The organism is Pseudomonas sp. R3-56 (genome assembly GCF_051132075.1).
Lineage (GTDB): Bacteria > Pseudomonadota > Gammaproteobacteria > Pseudomonadales > Pseudomonadaceae > Aquipseudomonas.
This window is the reverse complement of sequence record NZ_CP071657.1, coordinates 73,196-89,735: the sequence shown is the minus strand read 5'-3', so window position 1 is coordinate 89,735 and position 16,540 is coordinate 73,196. Positions and strand designations below refer to the sequence as shown.

Annotated in this window: 19 protein-coding genes; 6 read left to right on the top strand and 13 right to left on the bottom strand. The window is 58.5% G+C overall.

The annotated features are described in order from the left end of the window. Window positions 1-133: 133 nt before the first annotated feature. Together J3P96_RS00420 and J3P96_RS00415 are read right to left on the bottom strand one after the other, a co-directional pair. Window positions 134-454 carry a hypothetical protein gene (locus tag J3P96_RS00420; RefSeq protein ID WP_434654621.1) on the bottom strand — a complete coding sequence of 107 codons (321 nt, stop codon included), beginning with the start codon at window positions 452-454 and terminating at the stop codon, window positions 134-136. After that, window positions 451-1,269, bottom strand: a complete 819-nt coding sequence (locus J3P96_RS00415) for an NAD(P)H-dependent oxidoreductase (protein WP_434654618.1) — start codon at window positions 1,267-1,269, stop codon at window positions 451-453. The genes J3P96_RS00420 and J3P96_RS00415 overlap by 4 nt, the downstream gene beginning before the upstream one ends. 89 nt (window positions 1,270-1,358) lie before the next feature. On the opposite strand from J3P96_RS00415, the gene J3P96_RS00410 reads away from it, so the two are divergent. Next, the gene (locus J3P96_RS00410; RefSeq protein WP_434654615.1) at window positions 1,359-2,279 is read left to right on the top strand and encodes a LysR family transcriptional regulator; all 921 of its coding nucleotides are present in this window, start codon (window positions 1,359-1,361) and stop codon (window positions 2,277-2,279) included. Between the two features lie 24 nt (window positions 2,280-2,303). On the opposite strand, the gene J3P96_RS00405 is transcribed toward J3P96_RS00410, so the two are convergent. Then, on the bottom strand, window positions 2,304-2,567 hold the full coding sequence (locus J3P96_RS00405; protein ID WP_434654612.1) for a hypothetical protein: 264 nt from the start codon (window positions 2,565-2,567) through the stop codon (window positions 2,304-2,306). A gap of 26 nt (window positions 2,568-2,593) precedes the next feature. Then, window positions 2,594-3,079, bottom strand: coding sequence for a hypothetical protein (locus J3P96_RS00400; protein WP_434654609.1), 486 nt, complete (start codon window positions 3,077-3,079; stop codon window positions 2,594-2,596). A 454-nt stretch (window positions 3,080-3,533) separates the two neighbouring features. Between J3P96_RS00400 and J3P96_RS00395 the strand changes: the two genes are divergently transcribed. After that, window positions 3,534-3,872 (top strand): DUF6124 family protein, encoded by a 339-nt coding sequence (locus J3P96_RS00395; protein WP_434654607.1) that lies wholly within the window; start codon window positions 3,534-3,536, stop codon window positions 3,870-3,872. 124 nt (window positions 3,873-3,996) lie between these two features. Here J3P96_RS00395 and J3P96_RS00390 read toward each other — a convergent pair whose 3' ends face one another. The 3 genes from J3P96_RS00390 to J3P96_RS00380 all read right to left on the bottom strand — a co-directional run bounded on the left by J3P96_RS00390 (window position 3,997) and on the right by J3P96_RS00380 (window position 7,273). After that, window positions 3,997-5,160: an HNH endonuclease gene (locus J3P96_RS00390; RefSeq protein ID WP_434654605.1), complete on the bottom strand. Its 1,164-nt coding sequence runs from the start codon at window positions 5,158-5,160 to the stop codon at window positions 3,997-3,999. 635 nt (window positions 5,161-5,795) lie between these two features. Next, complete coding sequence (locus J3P96_RS00385; protein ID WP_434654603.1) at window positions 5,796-6,641, bottom strand: restriction endonuclease; 846 nt, start codon at window positions 6,639-6,641, stop codon at window positions 5,796-5,798. Window positions 6,642-6,667: 26 nt separating this feature from the next. Next, window positions 6,668-7,273, bottom strand: coding sequence for a hypothetical protein (locus tag J3P96_RS00380; protein ID WP_434654601.1), 606 nt, complete (start codon window positions 7,271-7,273; stop codon window positions 6,668-6,670). A 12-nt stretch (window positions 7,274-7,285) separates the two neighbouring features. On the opposite strand from J3P96_RS00380, the gene J3P96_RS00375 reads away from it, so the two are divergent. After that, window positions 7,286-7,513, top strand: coding sequence for a hypothetical protein (locus J3P96_RS00375; RefSeq protein WP_434654598.1), 228 nt, complete (start codon window positions 7,286-7,288; stop codon window positions 7,511-7,513). A 125-nt stretch (window positions 7,514-7,638) separates the two neighbouring features. Here J3P96_RS00375 and J3P96_RS00370 read toward each other — a convergent pair whose 3' ends face one another. From J3P96_RS00370 to def, 5 genes are all read right to left on the bottom strand, one after another. Beyond that, window positions 7,639-7,950: a tetratricopeptide repeat protein gene (locus J3P96_RS00370; protein ID WP_434654597.1), complete on the bottom strand. Its 312-nt coding sequence runs from the start codon at window positions 7,948-7,950 to the stop codon at window positions 7,639-7,641. Between the two features lie 176 nt (window positions 7,951-8,126). Further along, window positions 8,127-9,500 (bottom strand): Trk system potassium transporter TrkA, encoded by a 1,374-nt coding sequence (trkA, locus tag J3P96_RS00365; protein ID WP_305497805.1) that lies wholly within the window; start codon window positions 9,498-9,500, stop codon window positions 8,127-8,129. Window positions 9,501-9,523: 23 nt separating this feature from the next. After that, the gene (rsmB, locus tag J3P96_RS00360; protein WP_434626981.1) at window positions 9,524-10,834 is read right to left on the bottom strand and encodes a 16S rRNA (cytosine(967)-C(5))-methyltransferase RsmB; all 1,311 of its coding nucleotides are present in this window, start codon (window positions 10,832-10,834) and stop codon (window positions 9,524-9,526) included. Then, a complete protein-coding gene (fmt, locus tag J3P96_RS00355; protein WP_434654594.1) occupies window positions 10,831-11,790 on the bottom strand; it encodes a methionyl-tRNA formyltransferase in 960 nt (319 codons plus the stop codon). The genes rsmB and fmt overlap by 4 nt, the downstream gene beginning before the upstream one ends. Before the next feature lie 71 nt (window positions 11,791-11,861). Further along, on the bottom strand, window positions 11,862-12,368 hold the full coding sequence (def, locus tag J3P96_RS00350) for a peptide deformylase (RefSeq protein WP_305497802.1): 507 nt from the start codon (window positions 12,366-12,368) through the stop codon (window positions 11,862-11,864). A gap of 156 nt (window positions 12,369-12,524) precedes the next feature. Here def and J3P96_RS00345 point away from each other — a divergent pair, with 156 nt between their 5' ends. The 3 genes from J3P96_RS00345 to J3P96_RS00335 all read left to right on the top strand — a co-directional run bounded on the left by J3P96_RS00345 (window position 12,525) and on the right by J3P96_RS00335 (window position 15,344). Next, window positions 12,525-13,550 (top strand): LysM peptidoglycan-binding domain-containing protein, encoded by a 1,026-nt coding sequence (locus tag J3P96_RS00345; protein ID WP_434654591.1) that lies wholly within the window; start codon window positions 12,525-12,527, stop codon window positions 13,548-13,550. An 81-nt stretch (window positions 13,551-13,631) separates the two neighbouring features. Beyond that, complete coding sequence (dprA, locus tag J3P96_RS00340) at window positions 13,632-14,726, top strand: DNA-processing protein DprA (protein ID WP_434654588.1); 1,095 nt, start codon at window positions 13,632-13,634, stop codon at window positions 14,724-14,726. 60 nt (window positions 14,727-14,786) lie between these two features. Continuing rightward, window positions 14,787-15,344, top strand: coding sequence for an L-threonylcarbamoyladenylate synthase (locus J3P96_RS00335; RefSeq protein WP_305497800.1), 558 nt, complete (start codon window positions 14,787-14,789; stop codon window positions 15,342-15,344). A gap of 155 nt (window positions 15,345-15,499) precedes the next feature. On the opposite strand, the gene J3P96_RS00330 is transcribed toward J3P96_RS00335, so the two are convergent. Next, complete coding sequence (locus J3P96_RS00330) at window positions 15,500-16,477, bottom strand: NADPH:quinone reductase (RefSeq protein WP_434654586.1); 978 nt, start codon at window positions 16,475-16,477, stop codon at window positions 15,500-15,502. Window positions 16,478-16,540 lie beyond the last annotated feature (63 nt).

The following is a 16,540-nucleotide window of genomic DNA, read 5'->3' as shown; positions in this document are numbered from 1 at the left end:
CGCCGGGTTTTGGTTTTTCTTTGTCCGTGAATAGCGGACAAATAAGCTCGACCTATTTTCAAGCTTTCACGCTGCGTAACCCACGGCTGTCCTTCCTGGCGGCAGGCTGCAAACGGCCAAAAGCGGCCACTGCTTATTGGATGTGCTGGGTGGGCAGTTGGTCAAGCTCACCGCCGAGTCTCTCGTAGTCAGAGAATGGCTTGAGCGCACAGTACTGCACATGTAGCAGATCCTCTTTCACGTAAGGCAGCGCTTCAATGTATTCACGCGCCTCTTCAAAGGTGGCGGACTCCAGCTCAAACGCTGCTCCGGGACCGGCGGCCAGTCCATGTACTGCGCGGACAACACCCTGTGCGAAGCCCTGCCAAACGTGTAATACCTCCGGTTTCGCTAGTCGCTTGAAGTCCTCTGCCTTGCCATCAGCGCGGCGAGTCAGAATCACCAAAGTTTTCATAACACCCCCTGCGTTTCAAGCGGCTGCGGCTGTGCTGTTTCGCTACAAGCAATGTGCGCCATTATGCCGGTCTGGCCGACGGCCACATGCCGTTTAAGCTCGTGTTGGGGTGTGTAGTTCCCACCGTTTTGAGGCCGGAAAGGTATTGGCGCGTCTGTGAACAAACCCTCAAGACGGGTGCGCCAAGCCTCTTTGGCTGCGGTTGCATCCGCGGCGGTCAAGTTGCCAGTGCCGTATATGGCGAACGTAGGCAGCACATCGAACCCGGGAAAGTAGAGCGAGCCGTGCGTGATCGGGAACAGCAATTGCTCAAGTGGTCCGTTGATACCGCGTGGCGAGTAGTCTTCTGCGGGTCCGCCGACAGCGACTGACAACATGGCCCGCTTTCCCTTGAAGGCCCCGTCACCATAGCGGTAGGCATTGCCAGCGTCCTTGTAGCCGTGGGCGAGTCCGGCTGCCCATACGCGATCTATCCATCCCTTCATGATGGCGGGCATGCCGTACCACCAAAGTGGGAACTGGAAGATGACAGTATCTGCCGCCAAAACCTTGTCTTGCTCAGCCGCCACGTCAGGGCTTTGGCTGCGATTACGATAGGCGTGAGCGGACTCTGCGCCGAACGACAGCCGCTGAAGGTTGGCCCGATCAGGAAAGTCGTGCTCGTCGAACGTTGCTTTCCAGCCCATGGCGTATAGATCGGATTGCAGGACCTCGTGCCCTTGCGCAGTCAAGCATTCAACAGACACATCCACCAGCTGCCGCGTTAGCGACGAAGGCTCGGGATGGGCATAGATGATCAGTATTTTTTTTGACATGAATGGCGGCTCGGCTGTGATGTCGATGAAGTGTCGCGGCGCCCGGACAATATGTGAAATCGCAAAATTTTCCTGCTAGCATAAGTTCGATGGATACCAGACGCCTTGATCTCAATCTGCTGGTGACATTGGAGGCCCTTCTCATCGAGCAGAACGTGACTAGGGCAGCCGCCCGTCTGCATTTGAGCCAGCCAGCGGTCAGTGCACAATTGGGCCGCCTGCGCGATGTCTTCAACGACCCTCTTCTAATCCCCGCGCAGCGTGGAATGACCCCCACTGTCAAAGCTTTGGAGCTGCTGGTCCCGCTTCGCCAGGCACTTGACCAGGTAAGAGCCACCGTCACTACCCACCTGAACTTCGAGCCCGCGACGGCGAGCTTAACGGTATCCATCGCCTGCACGGATTACGTGCAAGCGGCCTTGATCAAACATCTCGTTGTCGCCATGCGACGCAAAGCGCCGGGTGTCCGTATCGCACTGCGCATCCTGGACGTACCACAACTGGAGCAGCAGATGACCCGCGGCGATGTGGACCTGGCCGTGATAAACATGAACGGCGCGCCGCCCACACTGCTCTCCCAACACCTCTATGACGAGAGTTACGTGCTGATCGGGCGCCGTGGGCATCCAAGCCTGCACGCCGACCTGACTGTGGATGAGTTCGCGCAACTGGAACATGTCGTGGTGTCACTACGCGGCGGAGGATTCTCTACCTCGGTGGATAACGCCTTGGTAGCGCGGGGGCAGCGGCGTAACGTAGTTTTGTCAGCATCGTCTTTCCTTCCAGTACCGGAGTTGGTCGCGGAGTCGGATTGTGTGGCCCTGGTTCCACGTCGTCTCGTAGAAGGTCGTGGCGAGCAACTGCTGTGCGTAGCCCCCCCATTGCCGGTGGAAGGTTTTGCGATTGGCATGTTCTGGCATGAGCGGTCTGACGGGCACGCCGGCTTCAGATGGGTGCGGGAGTTCATCGCTCTCGTAGCCGATTCTCGGGCATCTATGCTGACAGGATAGAACCCGGCTCACTGAATTGCGGATTCAATCAGCCCCTTTCTTTCCTACACCAACCTCCTCAAACCGCCGCCGCTTCATGAACAACCCCATCCCTATCACCACGGCAAAAACCGACAGCAACCCCAGATCAAACCCCAACAAGCGGTTCTGACCTGCCACAAAGCAGCCAACCACACCCGCCGCCATCAACACCACGCCTAGCCACTTACGTAGCAGATAGGGCTTGAGGAATCGATCAAGAAGAAAGGACACCACCAAGGCAATGACCAACTGAGTAATTTCGGACATGTACGTCTCCGGTCAGGCCTTGATGATCAATGTCGAGAGGGTGCGTTGCGGGCCGATGCCGCCGTTGACCTGCGCCTCGATGCTGACCAGTACGTCGCCCGCATGGTAGGTAGGTAGGTAGGTAGGTAGGTAGGTAGAATTTGATTGGTATACGTGCGCACAGCCACCCCTACAGATGCCGCCATGTAAGGGGGGGCCACGGCCTTGGCGGCGGAAGCGAATGCCGCAGCTGCAAGGGTAGCGATCGTGGTGCGCTGGGCGTTGAGGGCATCGCCCTGTTGTCGGGTCAGCGGCCTGGAGATGCCGATCATCATCACGCAAGGCAGGCCCCTGGCCTGCATCTTGTCGTATACCTCGACGACCTTGCTGTTGACTACATAGTGAGCGTGTTTTGCCTCGCCAAAATGCAGCTCGCGCAAGCGTCCACGTTCGCTGTCGGTGAGGGTGATCTGCGAGACGTTGAAGACGATCCCGCGATTACCCATGTATTGGAAAGTCCCTTCGAACTTCATCACCCGTATCCTTTTTGGGTAAAGGGGGCAATTCTCTGCAACGGGGGGATTGGACTCAAATCATTTCGTGCTGCTGGATTGAGCAAAACAACCCAACTGCATCGTCAAAACACTCGTCTCCTACAGCCCCCGCCTACAACGTCCATCCAGCTACGCATCCTTGCGCCTTTGCCTACAACTACGCCAGAATCCGCCGGCTTGTGCGCCTTGTTCCCGGGTTCTATTGTCGTCCTGCCACTGCCCATCAGTGGTCGGGTTTAGTAGCCCGGTTAAGGATACGGTCGCATGAGTCTCATCAGTCGGGCATTGCCTGCACTCGATGGTGGCTGTGCGCATGGCGCCTTCGGGCGCGCCGGGTTTTGCGTTTTCCTACCGGTCTACTAACTTGCGCACAGCTGCCTCCCTTTCGTTTAGTAGCGAGACGGTAGCGGCTACTAACAAAGGAAACGTGAACATGTTCAAAGAAACTCCGAACCAGCCAGAGGCAGGTTCCACCTCTACCTCCGCAAAATCCAAAGCCAAGCAACAAGACGAAACCACCGAACCGAAACCGGAAGAATCCCAAGAGGACCTCAAACCGGGGCAGCTATTCACCGTCGTGAAAGGCCTCGATAACGAATGCCTGCTCGCCAACCTCAGTGAGACGCTGGCTTCGGCTGACGCGATGGTGAGTGATCTGGCGTTTGATCTGGATGGGACACGGCGTCATGTGGCGCTGGGGATTCAGCAGTTGATTGAGTTGAGTTCGTTGTTGGCGAATCGGGTGTTGGATAATGTGGAGCCGCGGCAGTAGGTAAAGGTTTGCCAATGAAAAAACCCGGCGTTCTGCGCCGGGTTTCTTTTTGCCTCTGCCCTTCGAGAATGACCGAAAACGGCCAGAGGCAGACATTCGATATGTCTGAGAAATTAGGAGCGATTCACTTATCGTCTTCGGTGTGCATCAATCGGATTGCGCTTGGGCTCATTCGATAGAGGTTGTGGGTTTTTCTTTGTTCTTTATGTATGACGTTATGGCAATTATGACAGAGCGAAATTAAATCATAATCGTTTTCAGCTCCTAGCCTGTCATAGAGGATGTGATGTACGCACTCCGCAGAGCATTTACACGCCTGACACTGATAGTCATCTCTGCGAATAATCCGGGCGCGCGTTCTTTCCCACTCTGGTGAGTCGTAATAAGTACCGAACCTGGAATTATCTCTCCATGTCAGCTCACCTTGTTGGAGCCTCTGGCGGACGCTATTTTTATAATTTTTATGGTCAATTTTTGAGCTTTCAAACCGATGCTGCAACCATGCATTGTATTCCTCCGTTGATCTTTTAACCAAATCTTGATCGAAAGGTGTAAGCGTCGCCCAACCGGGATATTTGCTTTTGCTAGATGTACTAACGTGGTGCCCGCAGGTTATACATTGCAGAGCTATAGCGTTTCCTCCTGTGGAGTAAGTTCGAAGGCGGGCGTCCAAATGCTCATGTGCGCAGTTTTCCCGGCATGGCGCCGGATTTAGCTTCCGGAACGTTTCATCAAATGAAGTGTAATCATAATCAGGTATATCATTTCCGCTCTGCATCTCCGCTTTGTAAACTGCCCATCGAGCCTCTTCCCATAGACTGCGTTCTGCTGTGAGGCGGTGGTAAAGCCCTTCATCGAAATCAGGTAGTGTTTTTAGATCATAATCGCTCTTGGGAAGCGATCGTGGTTGTGTGCCACAGTCCCGGCATTGAAGAACTACATGCATTGCGCCATTTCTGAACACGCGTTTAGTCGGAGTGGCATTGACGTGTTGACAATTGAAGACATTAAGCTTCGGTGGTTCTGGATGCTCCCGCTCGAATCGTTCAGCTGCGAGCTCCGCGGGGCTTCTAAAGCGGTCAAACGTTCTTTCAGGTAATTCATGCTCCCATTTGAGAGCCCGGATCTCTTCATACAGTGCTGTGGTAGATTCTCCTGCAGCTTTCTTCGCCTCTAACGTGCTCGCTTTATCTAGCTTGATACAGTTTGCTTCAAACTCTCGGACTTGAAGATCGAAAAGTTTGAATAGATATTCATCGAGAGGGTTGTCATAAAAAGGATATCCCATATTTGTTCATGCCTCCTTGCTGGTTAGGGCTTCACGACGAATTTTAAAAGCGTAGGCACTCTCTGCTGACTTATCTGCTTCTACGAGTGGCGAATGGGGGCATTTGCCACTGGATCTAAAGAGTTAAGCCACGGGGTTCAATGTTATCTAAAGCTCGGTTGAACGCCAATCCCCCAAGTATCATCACCTATGCAAAAGAGAAATTAATCACTCCAGCTTTCTGGGTTATCGAATATCAGATTTTGGCCGACTCTGACCTGTCGCGACCGGCAGAAGTCGGCCGATTCTGTTGAAAAAGTCGATTTGCCTGAGCTACCCGCATATTGATTGGTGAGGACGCCTTTTCTGCACGCCGCTACGTGAAATTTGAACCCGGAAGCCTCTGCCGAAAATAAAGAATTCAATCTCAGACGCGTACTTTTCTGTCGTGAAAAGCACGTCCGACTTTTTCACCAGAATCCGCCAGATGCGGACATTCACCTCTACAAGCACTTAGCTAAGAGGAATCACGTTCACGATACCGGTGGTGGTCGCACTAACCGAAGGGTTTCGGCATCGTCGGCCTTGTCAGCCAATGGCCAGCGGGAGCGTTTGCGTAGCCGACCACACGTGCTGGAGATGCAGCAATACAAAACCTAAGCCCCTAGAGCAACCATGGGCTCTTTAGGAAGGCCGCAGTCGCTGCAGTAGCAACGAATTAGCTCATCCCGGGCAATCTCCGAAAATGCGATACCTCGCTGTGGGTCAGGTTGCAGATGGGATGGAAAAGCTAAATTGTATTTCCCTCTCAGAGAGTCGACGGTCAGGATAAGCGTTGCAAGATTCTTGATCGTCAGCCCCCGAACACACCAATCGTCGGGCACTCTGTGGCGAGCCATAAACTCCTTCGCCTGGCTCCTGGAATAGAAAAGCACGGCACATCTTCGCTGAGCCAACGTCTGTGAATATGGCGCGAAAGTCTCTTCGTGGTAAATCGACCAGAACGGAGACCCAACAGCTTCCTCGGACGGCATCATCACCGATTCAAGCCTCCTGCCCAGCAAATTGCTCAGAGTTGGAAGCTCATCGAGAGTGATCGCACGAATGCCGTTCTTTACCGCAAAATCCTGTGCTCCCTGTTGGAAGCCGTTTACCGCCACCATCACTCCCTGCATGCCAAGGCAGTCATCCATGGTTGCTTTGAAGGCCAGCACATCTTTTCGCTCTACGGGCCGCTTAGTATTTTTACACTCGATGGCAACGCGATGCCTGATGTCAGCCCGCTCGAATTCATAGTAAACATCAATTTGATAGGCAGCCCCGTCCCGCCCTTGAATTAGTGCGTTTCTAGCCACAACCGCCCGTTCATCCTGCAGCTGCAATAACGATTGATATACCTTTTGGACATGCTCCTCGAGATCTTTCCAGTGTTTAGGGTCTGGCTTTTTCGGGGCAGATTTGAGTATCTCAATAAGGGCGCCAAAGGACGGAGGCTTAGTCATATTTCACCAAAATTAGTTGTGTATTACTATTTGGACTGGCCTTCTTCACCAAATCTCGGGTCGTTTGCGTATTTGCTTGCCACTACAAGAACTGAATTCGACCAAGGGCGAATTGAGATTGGATACATGGTCATGAGAAATGCGAAAAACCAAAACCAGCTTGGTTGTGCCTTGGTACTGCTTACGTAAATTAATCCGGTCAACCCTACGATCGCTGAGAACAAGGACGCAAGGGCGAGAACTTTGATCATTGATTTAATATTGCTTACTTTTTCAAGCCGTATAAAATTGGCTGATGCTCTTTTTGCTGCCTCAATCTCAAGCCAGGATTTTCTCGCATTCCATAACGACAGTAACCCCCCAAAAAAACAAATGGACAAAAAGGCTAGCGTTATAGCTCCAGTTAAATTATTAGACTTAAATCCATTATAAGCTGCTAGAAATATGGGGAGCAAGAAAATTGCTGTTTGGACATAAGTGTCAGCGGCATGTTTTCGATAAATTGGTGCCAAGGTAGCTGGAAGTGTTCGCTCGACACTCTTCATAATAAAAGGCATTGCCAACACCAACAGGGCAATAATCGCCAGTGTGAAAAATTTTACCATATCCCAAGAAAAAAAAAGATCTGCCACGAATACTCCGACATGAATAAAATTGGTTTTACAAAAAATATGGCATTTTTACCATTCACCTATATCGGCACGTTTGGCGAGAACCTGAGCTTTTATGTTAACGACCTTGGATTTTTTCCGATAGTGCATTTATGCTCAGTTGGCATGGCACCTTTCGTCGATGGCAATGGGGGTTTTCAAGTGGGCGAACGTCGGCTCTTGGCCGAAAGCAGTCATCTATTAAAAAGAAGCATCTGTTAGTTCCCTATATATCAGTCAGACCGTGTTGGCTGTTTGGCGGGCTGGTAGTAAGAACGCGGTGGTCTTTTTTGTGAGTGCTTCGCACTCAAGCGGGAGCAAGCTCCCTCGCCACAGGTGCGTGGCGTTCAGGCGTGGCGATCCAGCTTTTTGAGGAACACGGTCATTTCCTTCTCCGCCTGCTTGTCACCATGAGCCCGGGCGGCTTCCAGGCCTCGTTCCCAGGCTTGGCGGGCCGCAGCGGCATCGCCTTGGCCTTGATGGGCCTTGCCCAGCAGTTTCCAGGCAGCCGAATACTTGGGATCGAATTCGACGCAGCGTTGGAGGTGTTCGGCGGCGCGGGGGAATTCGCCTAGGTCGAGGTAGCCTTTGCCGAGGCCGAAGCGGAGTAGGGAGTTGTCCATGCCCTTGGCGAGCATTTTTTCGAGGGAGTCGAGCATGGGGGCGTCCTTATCGGTTGGGTCAGGGGTTGAGCGGTTGGCTGCTGGATGGCTTTCGCGAGCAGGCTCGCTCCCACAGAGGGTCTCCGTCGTCCACAGACGTTGTGAACAACACGGCCCTTGGTGGGAGCGAGCCTGCTCGCGATGAGGCCAGTAGCCTCACCGCAAACGCTGGATCAGAAAAAGCTCAACCCCACATGGAACAGCTTCTCGACATCACGAATGTGCTTCTTGTCCACGAGGAACAGGATTACATGGTCGCCGGTCTGGATGGTGGTGACGTCGTGGGCGATCAGCACCTGTTCGTCGCGGATGATTGCGCCGATGGTGGTGCCGGGCGGCAGGCCGATGTCGCGGATGGCTTTGCCGATCACTTTGCTCGACTTGGCATCGCCATGGGCGATCGCCTCGATGGCCTCTGCCGCGCCGCGGCGCAGGGAGTGCACGCTGACGATGTCGCCGCGGCGCACGTGGGCGAGCAAGGTGCCGATGGTTGCCAGTTGCGGGCTGATGGCGATGTCGATGTCGCCGCCCTGGATCAGGTCGACGTAGGCCGGGTTGTTGATGATGGTCATGACCTTCTTCGCACCCAGGCGTTTGGCGAGCAACGAGGACATGATGTTGGCTTCGTCGTCGTTGGTCAGGGCGAGGAAGATGTCGGCATCGGCGATGTTTTCTTCCAGCAGCAGGTCGCGGTCCGAGGCGCTGCCCTGTAGCACCACGGTGCTGTCGAGGGTGTCCGAGAGGTAGCGGCAGCGCGCCGGGTTCATCTCGATGATCTTGACCTGGTAACGGCTTTCGATGGCTTCGGCCAGGCGCTCGCCGATCTGCCCGCCGCCGGCGATGACGATGCGCTTGTAGTTCTCGTCGAGACGGCGCATTTCGCTCATGACTGCGCGAATATTCGCCTTGGCGGCGATGAAAAATACCTCATCGTCCGCTTCGATCACCGTGTCGCCCTGGGGCAGGATCGGTCGGTCACGGCGGAAAATCGCCGCGACTCGGGTTTCGACATTGGGCATGTGTTCGCGCAACTGACGCAGTTGCTGGCCCACCAGCGGCCCGCCGTAGTAGGCCTTGACCGCCACCAGCTGGGCCTTGCCCTCGGCGAAGTCGATCACCTGCAACGCGCCGGGATGCTCGATCAGGCGCTTGATGTAGTTGGTCACCACCTGCTCGGGGCTGATCAGCACGTCCACCGGAATCGCTTCGTTGTCGAACAGGTCGGCGCGAGTCAGGTAGGCCGCTTCACGCACCCGGGCGATTTTGGTCGGGGTGTGGAACAGCGTGTGGGCGACCTGGCAGGCGACCATGTTGGTTTCGTCGCTGTTGGTCACGGCGACCAGCATGTCGGCGTCGTCGGCGCCGGCCTGGCGCAGCACGGTGGGCAAGGAGCCACGCCCTTGCACGGTGCGGATGTCGAGACGGTCGCCGAGGTCGCGCAGGCGCTCGCCGTCGGTGTCGACCACAGTGATGTCGTTGGCCTCGCTGGCCAGATGTTCTGCCAGCGAACCGCCGACTTGCCCTGCACCGAGGATGATGATTTTCATCCAGCCACTCCTATCGAATCGGTTTAACCGCGTGCGGCGGCAATCTTGATCAACTTGGCGTAATAGAACCCGTCATGCCCGCCCTCCTGGGCCAGCAACTGGCGGCCATGGGGCTGCTTGATGCCGGCCTGGGTGGCGATGTCCAACTCCCGTGCACCCGGCGTGCGGGCGAGGAATGCTTCGATCACCTCGGTGTTCTCGGTCGGCAAGGTCGAGCATGTGGCGTACAGCAGCATGCCGCCGACTTCGAGGGTCAGCCACAGGGCGTCGAGCAGTTCCCCTTGCAGTTGCGCCAACGGGGCGATGTCGTCCGCCTGACGGGTGAGCTTGATGTCCGGATGTCGGCGGATGACGCCAGTGGCCGAGCAAGGCGCGTCCAGCAGGATGCGCTGGAATGGCTTGCCGTCCCACCAGGCGGCGGTGTCGCGGCCATCGGCGGCGAACAGCTCGGCATCCAGGCCCAGGCGCGCGAGGTTTTCCTTCACCCGCACCAGGCGCTTGGCTTCCAGGTCCACCGCCACCACACCGGCCAGTTTTGGCTCGGCCTCAAGGATGTGGCAAGTCTTGCCGCCCGGGGCGCAACAGGCGTCCAGCACCCGTTGGCCCGGCGCAAGTTCCAGCAAGTCGGCGGCCAGCTGCGCGGCTTCGTCCTGGACGCTGATCCAGCCGTCGGCGAAACCTGGCAGGGCACGGACGTCGCCCGGGGTTTCCAGGACGATGCCGTCGCGGCTGTATTGGCACGGGATGGCCGGGATGCCGGCTTCGCCCAGCAAGGCCAGATACGCATCACGGGTGTGATGACGGCGGTTGACCCGCAGGATCATCGGCGGATGGGCATTGTTGGCCGCGCAGATGGCTTCCCACTGGTCAGGCCAGAAGGCTTTCAGGGATTTCTGCAGCCAGCGCGGGTGGGCAGTGCGCACCACCGGGTCATGTTCCAGTTCCGCCAGCAGGGTTTCGCTTTCCCGCTGTGCGCGGCGCAGCACGGCATTGAGCAGCGCCTTCGCCCACGGTTTTTTCAGTTTGTCGGCGCAACCCACGGTTTCGCCGATAGCGGCGTGGGCCGGAACGCGGGTGTAGAGCAATTGGTAGAGCCCCACCAGCAGCAGCGCCTCGACGTCGGCATCGGCCGCCTTGAAAGGCTTCTGCAGCAGCTTGGCCGCCAGGGCCGACAACCGTGGTTGCCAGCGGGCGGTGCCGAACGCCAGGTCCTGGGTGAAACCGCGATCACGGTCTTCGACCTTGTCCAGTTGGGTCGGCAGGGAACTGTTGAGCGAAGCCTTGCCGCCGAGGACGGCGGCCAGTGCCTTGGCGGCGGCCAGACGCGGATTCATGAAGCGTCCGCCGCTTGGCCGAGGAAGGTGCCGACGGCGAATTTTTCACGGCGGCTGTTGAACAGATCGCTGAAGCCCAGTGCCTTGCCGCCGGGCAATTGCAGGCGCGTCAGGCACAGCGCCTGATCGCCACAGGCGACGATGAGGCCGTCCTTGCTGGCGCCGAGGATTTCTCCCGGCGCGCCCTTCCCCTCGGCGCAGCTGGCGGCCAGGACTTTCACGGCTTCGCCGTTCAACGTGCTGTGGCAGACCGGCCAAGGGTTGAAGGCGCGCACCAGGCGCTCCAGTTCGACGGCCGGGCGGCTCCAGTCGATGCGGGCTTCGTCCTTGTTCAATTTGTGCGCGTAGGTGGCGAGGCTGTCATCCTGCACTTCGCCTTGCAGCGTGCCGGCAGCCAGGCCCGCGATGGCCTCGACCACGGCCGGCGGGCCAATCAGCGCGAGGCGATCATGCAGGCTGCCACCCGTGTCTTCAGCGCTGATAGGCGTGCTCACTTTGAGCAGCATCGGCCCCGTGTCCAGGCCGGCCTCCATGCGCATCACGGTCACGCCGCTCTCGGCATCGCCGGCCTGCACGGCGCGCTGGATCGGCGCCGCACCGCGCCAGCGCGGCAACAGCGAAGCGTGGCTGTTGATGCAGCCCAGGCGCGGGATATCCAGCACCACTTGCGGCAGGATCAAGCCGTAGGCGACCACCACCATCAAGTCTGGCTTCAGCGCGGCCAGTTCGGCCTGGGCTTGCGCATCGCGCAGCGTCGGCGGCTGCAACACTTGCAGGCCATTCTCCAGAGCCAGTTGCTTGACCGGGCTGGGCATCAGTTTCTGTCCACGACCGGCAGGGCGATCCGGCTGGGTATAGACCGCGACGATTTCATGAGGGCTGGCCAGCAGGGCCTTGAGGTGTTCAGCGGCAAATTCGGGGGTGCCGGCAAAGACGATGCGCAGTGGCTCAGTCATGGGAAGCTCTCAATTACAAAGCAATCGCAAAAAGAAAAAGGCTTGCCGCGGCAAGCCTTTGAAGAAGGGCATCAAGCGTTCTGGCGATGAATCTTTTCCAGTTTTTTCTTGATCCGGTCACGCTTGAGATTAGACAGGTAATCGACGAACAGCTTGCCGTTGAGGTGGTCGCATTCGTGCTGGATACACACCGCCAACAGGCCTTCGGCGATCAGCTCGTAAGGCTTGCCGTCACGGTCCAGGGCCTTGATCCTGACCTTCTGCGGACGGTCGACGTTTTCATAGAAGCCCGGCACCGAAAGGCAGCCTTCCTGGTACTGCTCCATCTCGTCGGTCAGGGTTTCGAATTCGGGGTTGATGAACACCCGCGGCTCGCTGCGGTCTTCGGAGAGGTCCATTACAACGATGCGCTTGTGCACGTTGACCTGGGTCGCGGCGAGGCCGATGCCGGGCGCCTCATACATTGTTTCAAACATGTCATCGACCAACTGGCGCACTTCGTCGTCCACTACGGCCACCGGTTTGGCGATGGTGCGCAGGCGCGGGTCCGGAAATTCGAGAATGTTCAAAATGGCCATAAGCTTGATAAATGCACGTGTGAAGTAAGGTCGGGTGGCTGGCCTGGCGTGTCTTGGAATGCAGGCTACCGTTGTAAAACGTTGCTCCTTGAATCGGAGCGAGCCACGGGGGCTCTGGCGTTTTACGCGAACGCACATAATAAAGGGATTCACCGCATGAGGAAATCACTACTCGCCCTGCTGCTCCTGGCCTCGGCCGGTATCGCGCACGGGCAAGTGCAACTTCGGGAAGGTTTTCCGCAGCAATACACAGTGGTTCCAGGGGATACGCTGTGGGACATTTCCGGTAAATACCTGCGCGAACCCTGGAAATGGCCGGAGCTGTGGCAGGCCAACCCGCAGATCGAAAACCCGCACCTGATCTACCCCGGCGACACCCTGTCGCTGATCTACGTCAACGGCCAGCCACGGCTGACCCTCAATCGCGGGGCCTCGCGCGGCACCATCAAGCTGTCGCCGCGAGTCCGCAGCTCACCGGTGGCAGACGCCATTCCGAGCATCCCGCTCCAGGCGATCAACAGCTTCCTGCTGAGCAACCGCATCGTCGACACGGCGGAGGATTTCAACAACGCGCCCTACGTCGTCGCAGGCGATGCCGAACGAGTGCTCAGCGGCACCGGCGACCGGATCTTCGCCCGCGGCACCTTCGATGCGAGCCAGTCGGCCTACGGCATCTTCCGCCAAGGCAAGGTCTACACCGACCCCGAAACCAAGGAATTTCTCGGGATCAACGCTGACGACATCGGCAGCGGCGAGATCGTCGCCACCGAAGGCGACGTCACCACCCTGGCCCTGCAGCGCACCACGCAGGAGGTGCGCCTCGGCGATCGGCTGTTCAGCGGCGAAGAACGCTCGATCAACTCGACCTTCATGCCCAGCGCGCCAAAATCGGACATCAACGGGTTGATCCTCGATGTGCCTCGGGGCGTGACCCAGATCGGCGCGATGGACGTGGTCACCCTGAACAAGGGGCGCCGTGACGGATTGGCCGAAGGCAACGTTCTGGCGGTCATGAAGACCGGTGAAACAGTGCGCGACCGCATCACCGGCGCCCCTGTGAAGATCCCCGACGAACGTGCCGGCCTGCTGATGGTGTTCCGCACCTACGACAAGCTCAGTTATGGCCTGGTGCTGTACGCCTCGCGCTCGCTGGCAATCCTCGACAAGGTGCGCAATCCGTAACGGGTCTCACAAGTTACCAACAGAGTTATCCACAACTTGTTCCCGTTTGTACGGGGCTTATGACGATCAAGGATTGATCACATGCCATTGCCTGAATCCGCTTCGGTTCCGCCCGCGGAACTGGAGGCCCGTCTGCGCTTGCATCGCTTGCCGGAACTGGGACCCAAACGTTTCATGACCCTCATGGAAGCCTTCGGCTCGGCCTCCAAAGCCATCAGCGCCCCGCCTAGCGCATGGCGAGCGCTGGGGTTGCCCGCGCAGTGCGCCGAGGCCCGACGCGCGCCGGAAATTCGTGACGGCGCGGCCCGCGCGCTGGCCTGGCTAGAGGGTTCGGCCCACTGTCTATTGATGTGGGACCAGCCCGACTACCCGGCGTTGCTGGCGCAGATCTGCGACGCGCCGCCGCTTCTGTTCGTTGCTGGCGACACCTCGATTCTGGAGAAACCGCAACTGGCGATGGTCGGCAGTCGTCGCGCCTCGCGTCCCGGCATGGACACCGCGGCGGCATTTTCCCGGAGCCTGGCCGGAGCTGGATTTGTCATCACCAGCGGTCTGGCCTTGGGTATCGACGCGGCCGCGCATCAAGCAGCGCTGGATGTCGGCGGGCAGACAATCGGTGTGCTGGGCACGGGCCTGGAAAATTTTTATCCACAGCGCAATCGTCGGCTGGCAGAAGCGATGATCGCCCAGGGCAGCGCGGTGCTGTCGGAGTTCCCCCTGGACGCGCCACCCCACGCCAGCAACTTCCCGCGCCGCAATCGGATTATCAGCGGTTTGTCCCTTGGCGTGCTGGTGGTCGAGGCCAGCGTCGCCAGTGGCTCGCTGATCACCGCACGCCTGGCGGCGGAACAGGGTCGTGAGGTGTATGCCATTCCGGGGTCGATTCACCATCCCGGCGCCCGGGGCTGCCATCAACTGATCCGTGACGGCGCGGCGCTGGTGGAAACCGTGGAGCACATCCTCGAAGCGCTACGCGGTTGGCAACGCTTACCCTTCAGCGCCGAGCCTGTCGCCGTGACGCATCCGCTGTTGCGCCTGCTGCACGCCGCGCCGCAGACCAGCGAAGCACTGGCCGATGCCAGCGGCTGGGGCTTGTCCAAGGTCCTGGCGGCACTGACCGACCTGGAAATGGACGGAAGGGCGGCGTGCGAGCATGGACGCTGGTTTGCTCGCTAGGTTTTATGAGGAAGATCGGTAAACTGCGCACAGCCTTATTTGCGTTGCGGAGAATCTTTCATGGTCAACAGCTGGCGTGTGCAACAAGCCGCGCGAGAAATTCGCGCCGGGGCGGTGATTGCCTATCCAACCGAAGCGGTCTGGGGCCTGGGTTGCGACCCGTGGAACGAAGATGCGGTGGAGCGTCTGTTGGCGATCAAGTCCCGACTGCCCGACAAGGGACTGATACTGGTGGCCGATAACATCCACCAGTTCGATTTCCTGTTCGAGGATTTCCCCGAGACCTGGATGGATCGCATGGCCAGCACTTGGCCTGGGCCGAACACCTGGCTGGTCCCGCACCAGAACCTGTTGCCGGAATGGATCACCGGCGTGCACGACACCGTCGCGCTACGGGTCAGCGATCATCCGATCGTGCGCGACCTGTGTTCGCTGGTCGGCCCGCTTGTCTCCACCTCGGCCAACCCCCAGGGGCGCCCGGCGGCGCGGACGCGGATCCGCGTGGAGCAGTATTTCCGCGGACAGATCGACCTGGTGCTGGGCGGCAACCTGGGCGGGCGTCGAAACCCGAGCGTGATCCGTGACCTGGCGACCGGCAAGGTGGTGCGGCCGGACTGATTCCGCCCACACATTCTGAATCTTGCATAAAACCACTGTGGGAGCGAGCTTGCTCGCGATGGCGTCAGGTCAGCTGGCGTTGATGTTGGCTGGTCCACCGCTATCGCGAGCAAGCTCGCTCCCACAGGTTTTGCGCAAACCTTTGGGTATCAATCTCAGGGCAGGAGGATGGTCGACCCCGTCGTGCGCCGCGCCGACAACTCGGTATGGGCCTTGGCCGCTTCCGCCAGCGGATAACGCTGGTTGATATCCACGATAAGCTTGCCGTTGGCGATCATGGCGAAGAGCTCATCGGCCATGTGCTGGAGATTTTCGGCGTTGTTGGCGTAGGTCGCCAGTGTCGGGCGGGTGACGTACAGCGAGCCCTTGGCCGAGAGGATCCCCAGGTTCACGCCCTCCACCGCGCCGGAGGCATTGCCAAAGCTCACCACCAGGCCACGGGCCGCCGTGCAATCCAGGGAGGTCAGCCAGGTGTCCTTGCCGACGCCGTCGTACACCACCGGGACCTTCTTGCCGTCAGTCAATTCCAGTACACGCTGTACGACGTTTTCCTTGCTGTAGTCGATGACTTCCCAGGCGCCGTGAGATTTTGCGATAGCGGCTTTTTCCGCCGAGCTGACGGTGCCGATCAGCTTCACGCCCAGGGCCTTGGCCCATTGGCAGGCCAGCGAGCCCACGCCACCGGCGGCGGCATGGAACAGGATGGTTTCGCCGCCCTTGAGCTCGTAGGTCTGGCGCAGCAGGTATTGCACGGTCAGGCCCTTGAGCATCACCCCGGCGGCCTGTTCGAAACTGATGGATTCGGGCAAGTGGACCAGATTGGCCTCGGGCAACACATGCACATCGCTGTAGGCCCCCAGCGGACCGCTGCCATAGGCCACGCGGTCACCGACCTTGAAGCGCGTGACGTCCGCGCCGACGGCCTCGACCACGCCGGCACCCTCGGCACCGAGTCCCGATGGCAGCGCCGGTGGCGGGTAAAGCCCGCTGCGATAATAGGTGTCGATGAAGTTCAGGCCGATCGCCTTGTTGCTGACGCGAACCTGCTGCGGACCGGGCTCGGCCGGCTGGTATTCGACGTACTCAAGCACGTCCGGGCCGCCGTGGGCGCTGAACTGGATACGTTTGGCCATCTTCGCTCTCTCCTTATCGTGGGACTTTTTACCAAGCCTGCTATCGGACTCCTAAGCTTGATC

Coding starts and splice junctions, on each gene's coding strand:
- J3P96_RS00345 (WP_434654591.1), top strand. CDS start 12,525: ATGAGGAAATCACTACTCGCCCTGCTGCTCCTGGCCTCGGCCGGTATC.
- J3P96_RS00415 (WP_434654618.1), bottom strand. CDS start 1,269: ATGTCAAAAAAAATACTGATCATCTATGCCCATCCCGAGCCTTCGTCG.
- J3P96_RS00335 (WP_305497800.1), top strand. CDS start 14,787: ATGGTCAACAGCTGGCGTGTGCAACAAGCCGCGCGAGAAATTCGCGCC.
- fmt (WP_434654594.1), bottom strand. CDS start 11,790: ATGACTGAGCCACTGCGCATCGTCTTTGCCGGCACCCCCGAATTTGCC.
- J3P96_RS00410 (WP_434654615.1), top strand. CDS start 1,359: ATGGATACCAGACGCCTTGATCTCAATCTGCTGGTGACATTGGAGGCC.
- J3P96_RS00405 (WP_434654612.1), bottom strand. CDS start 2,567: ATGTCCGAAATTACTCAGTTGGTCATTGCCTTGGTGGTGTCCTTTCTT.
- J3P96_RS00375 (WP_434654598.1), top strand. CDS start 7,286: ATGAATAAAATTGGTTTTACAAAAAATATGGCATTTTTACCATTCACC.
- def (WP_305497802.1), bottom strand. CDS start 12,368: ATGGCCATTTTGAACATTCTCGAATTTCCGGACCCGCGCCTGCGCACC.
- dprA (WP_434654588.1), top strand. CDS start 13,632: ATGCCATTGCCTGAATCCGCTTCGGTTCCGCCCGCGGAACTGGAGGCC.
- J3P96_RS00370 (WP_434654597.1), bottom strand. CDS start 7,950: ATGCTCGACTCCCTCGAAAAAATGCTCGCCAAGGGCATGGACAACTCC.
- rsmB (WP_434626981.1), bottom strand. CDS start 10,834: ATGAATCCGCGTCTGGCCGCCGCCAAGGCACTGGCCGCCGTCCTCGGC.
- trkA (WP_305497805.1), bottom strand. CDS start 9,500: ATGAAAATCATCATCCTCGGTGCAGGGCAAGTCGGCGGTTCGCTGGCA.
- J3P96_RS00420 (WP_434654621.1), bottom strand. CDS start 454: ATGAAAACTTTGGTGATTCTGACTCGCCGCGCTGATGGCAAGGCAGAG.
- J3P96_RS00400 (WP_434654609.1), bottom strand. CDS start 3,079: ATGAAGTTCGAAGGGACTTTCCAATACATGGGTAATCGCGGGATCGTC.
- J3P96_RS00390 (WP_434654605.1), bottom strand. CDS start 5,160: ATGGGATATCCTTTTTATGACAACCCTCTCGATGAATATCTATTCAAA.
- J3P96_RS00330 (WP_434654586.1), bottom strand. CDS start 16,477: ATGGCCAAACGTATCCAGTTCAGCGCCCACGGCGGCCCGGACGTGCTT.
- J3P96_RS00395 (WP_434654607.1), top strand. CDS start 3,534: ATGTTCAAAGAAACTCCGAACCAGCCAGAGGCAGGTTCCACCTCTACC.
- J3P96_RS00385 (WP_434654603.1), bottom strand. CDS start 6,641: ATGACTAAGCCTCCGTCCTTTGGCGCCCTTATTGAGATACTCAAATCT.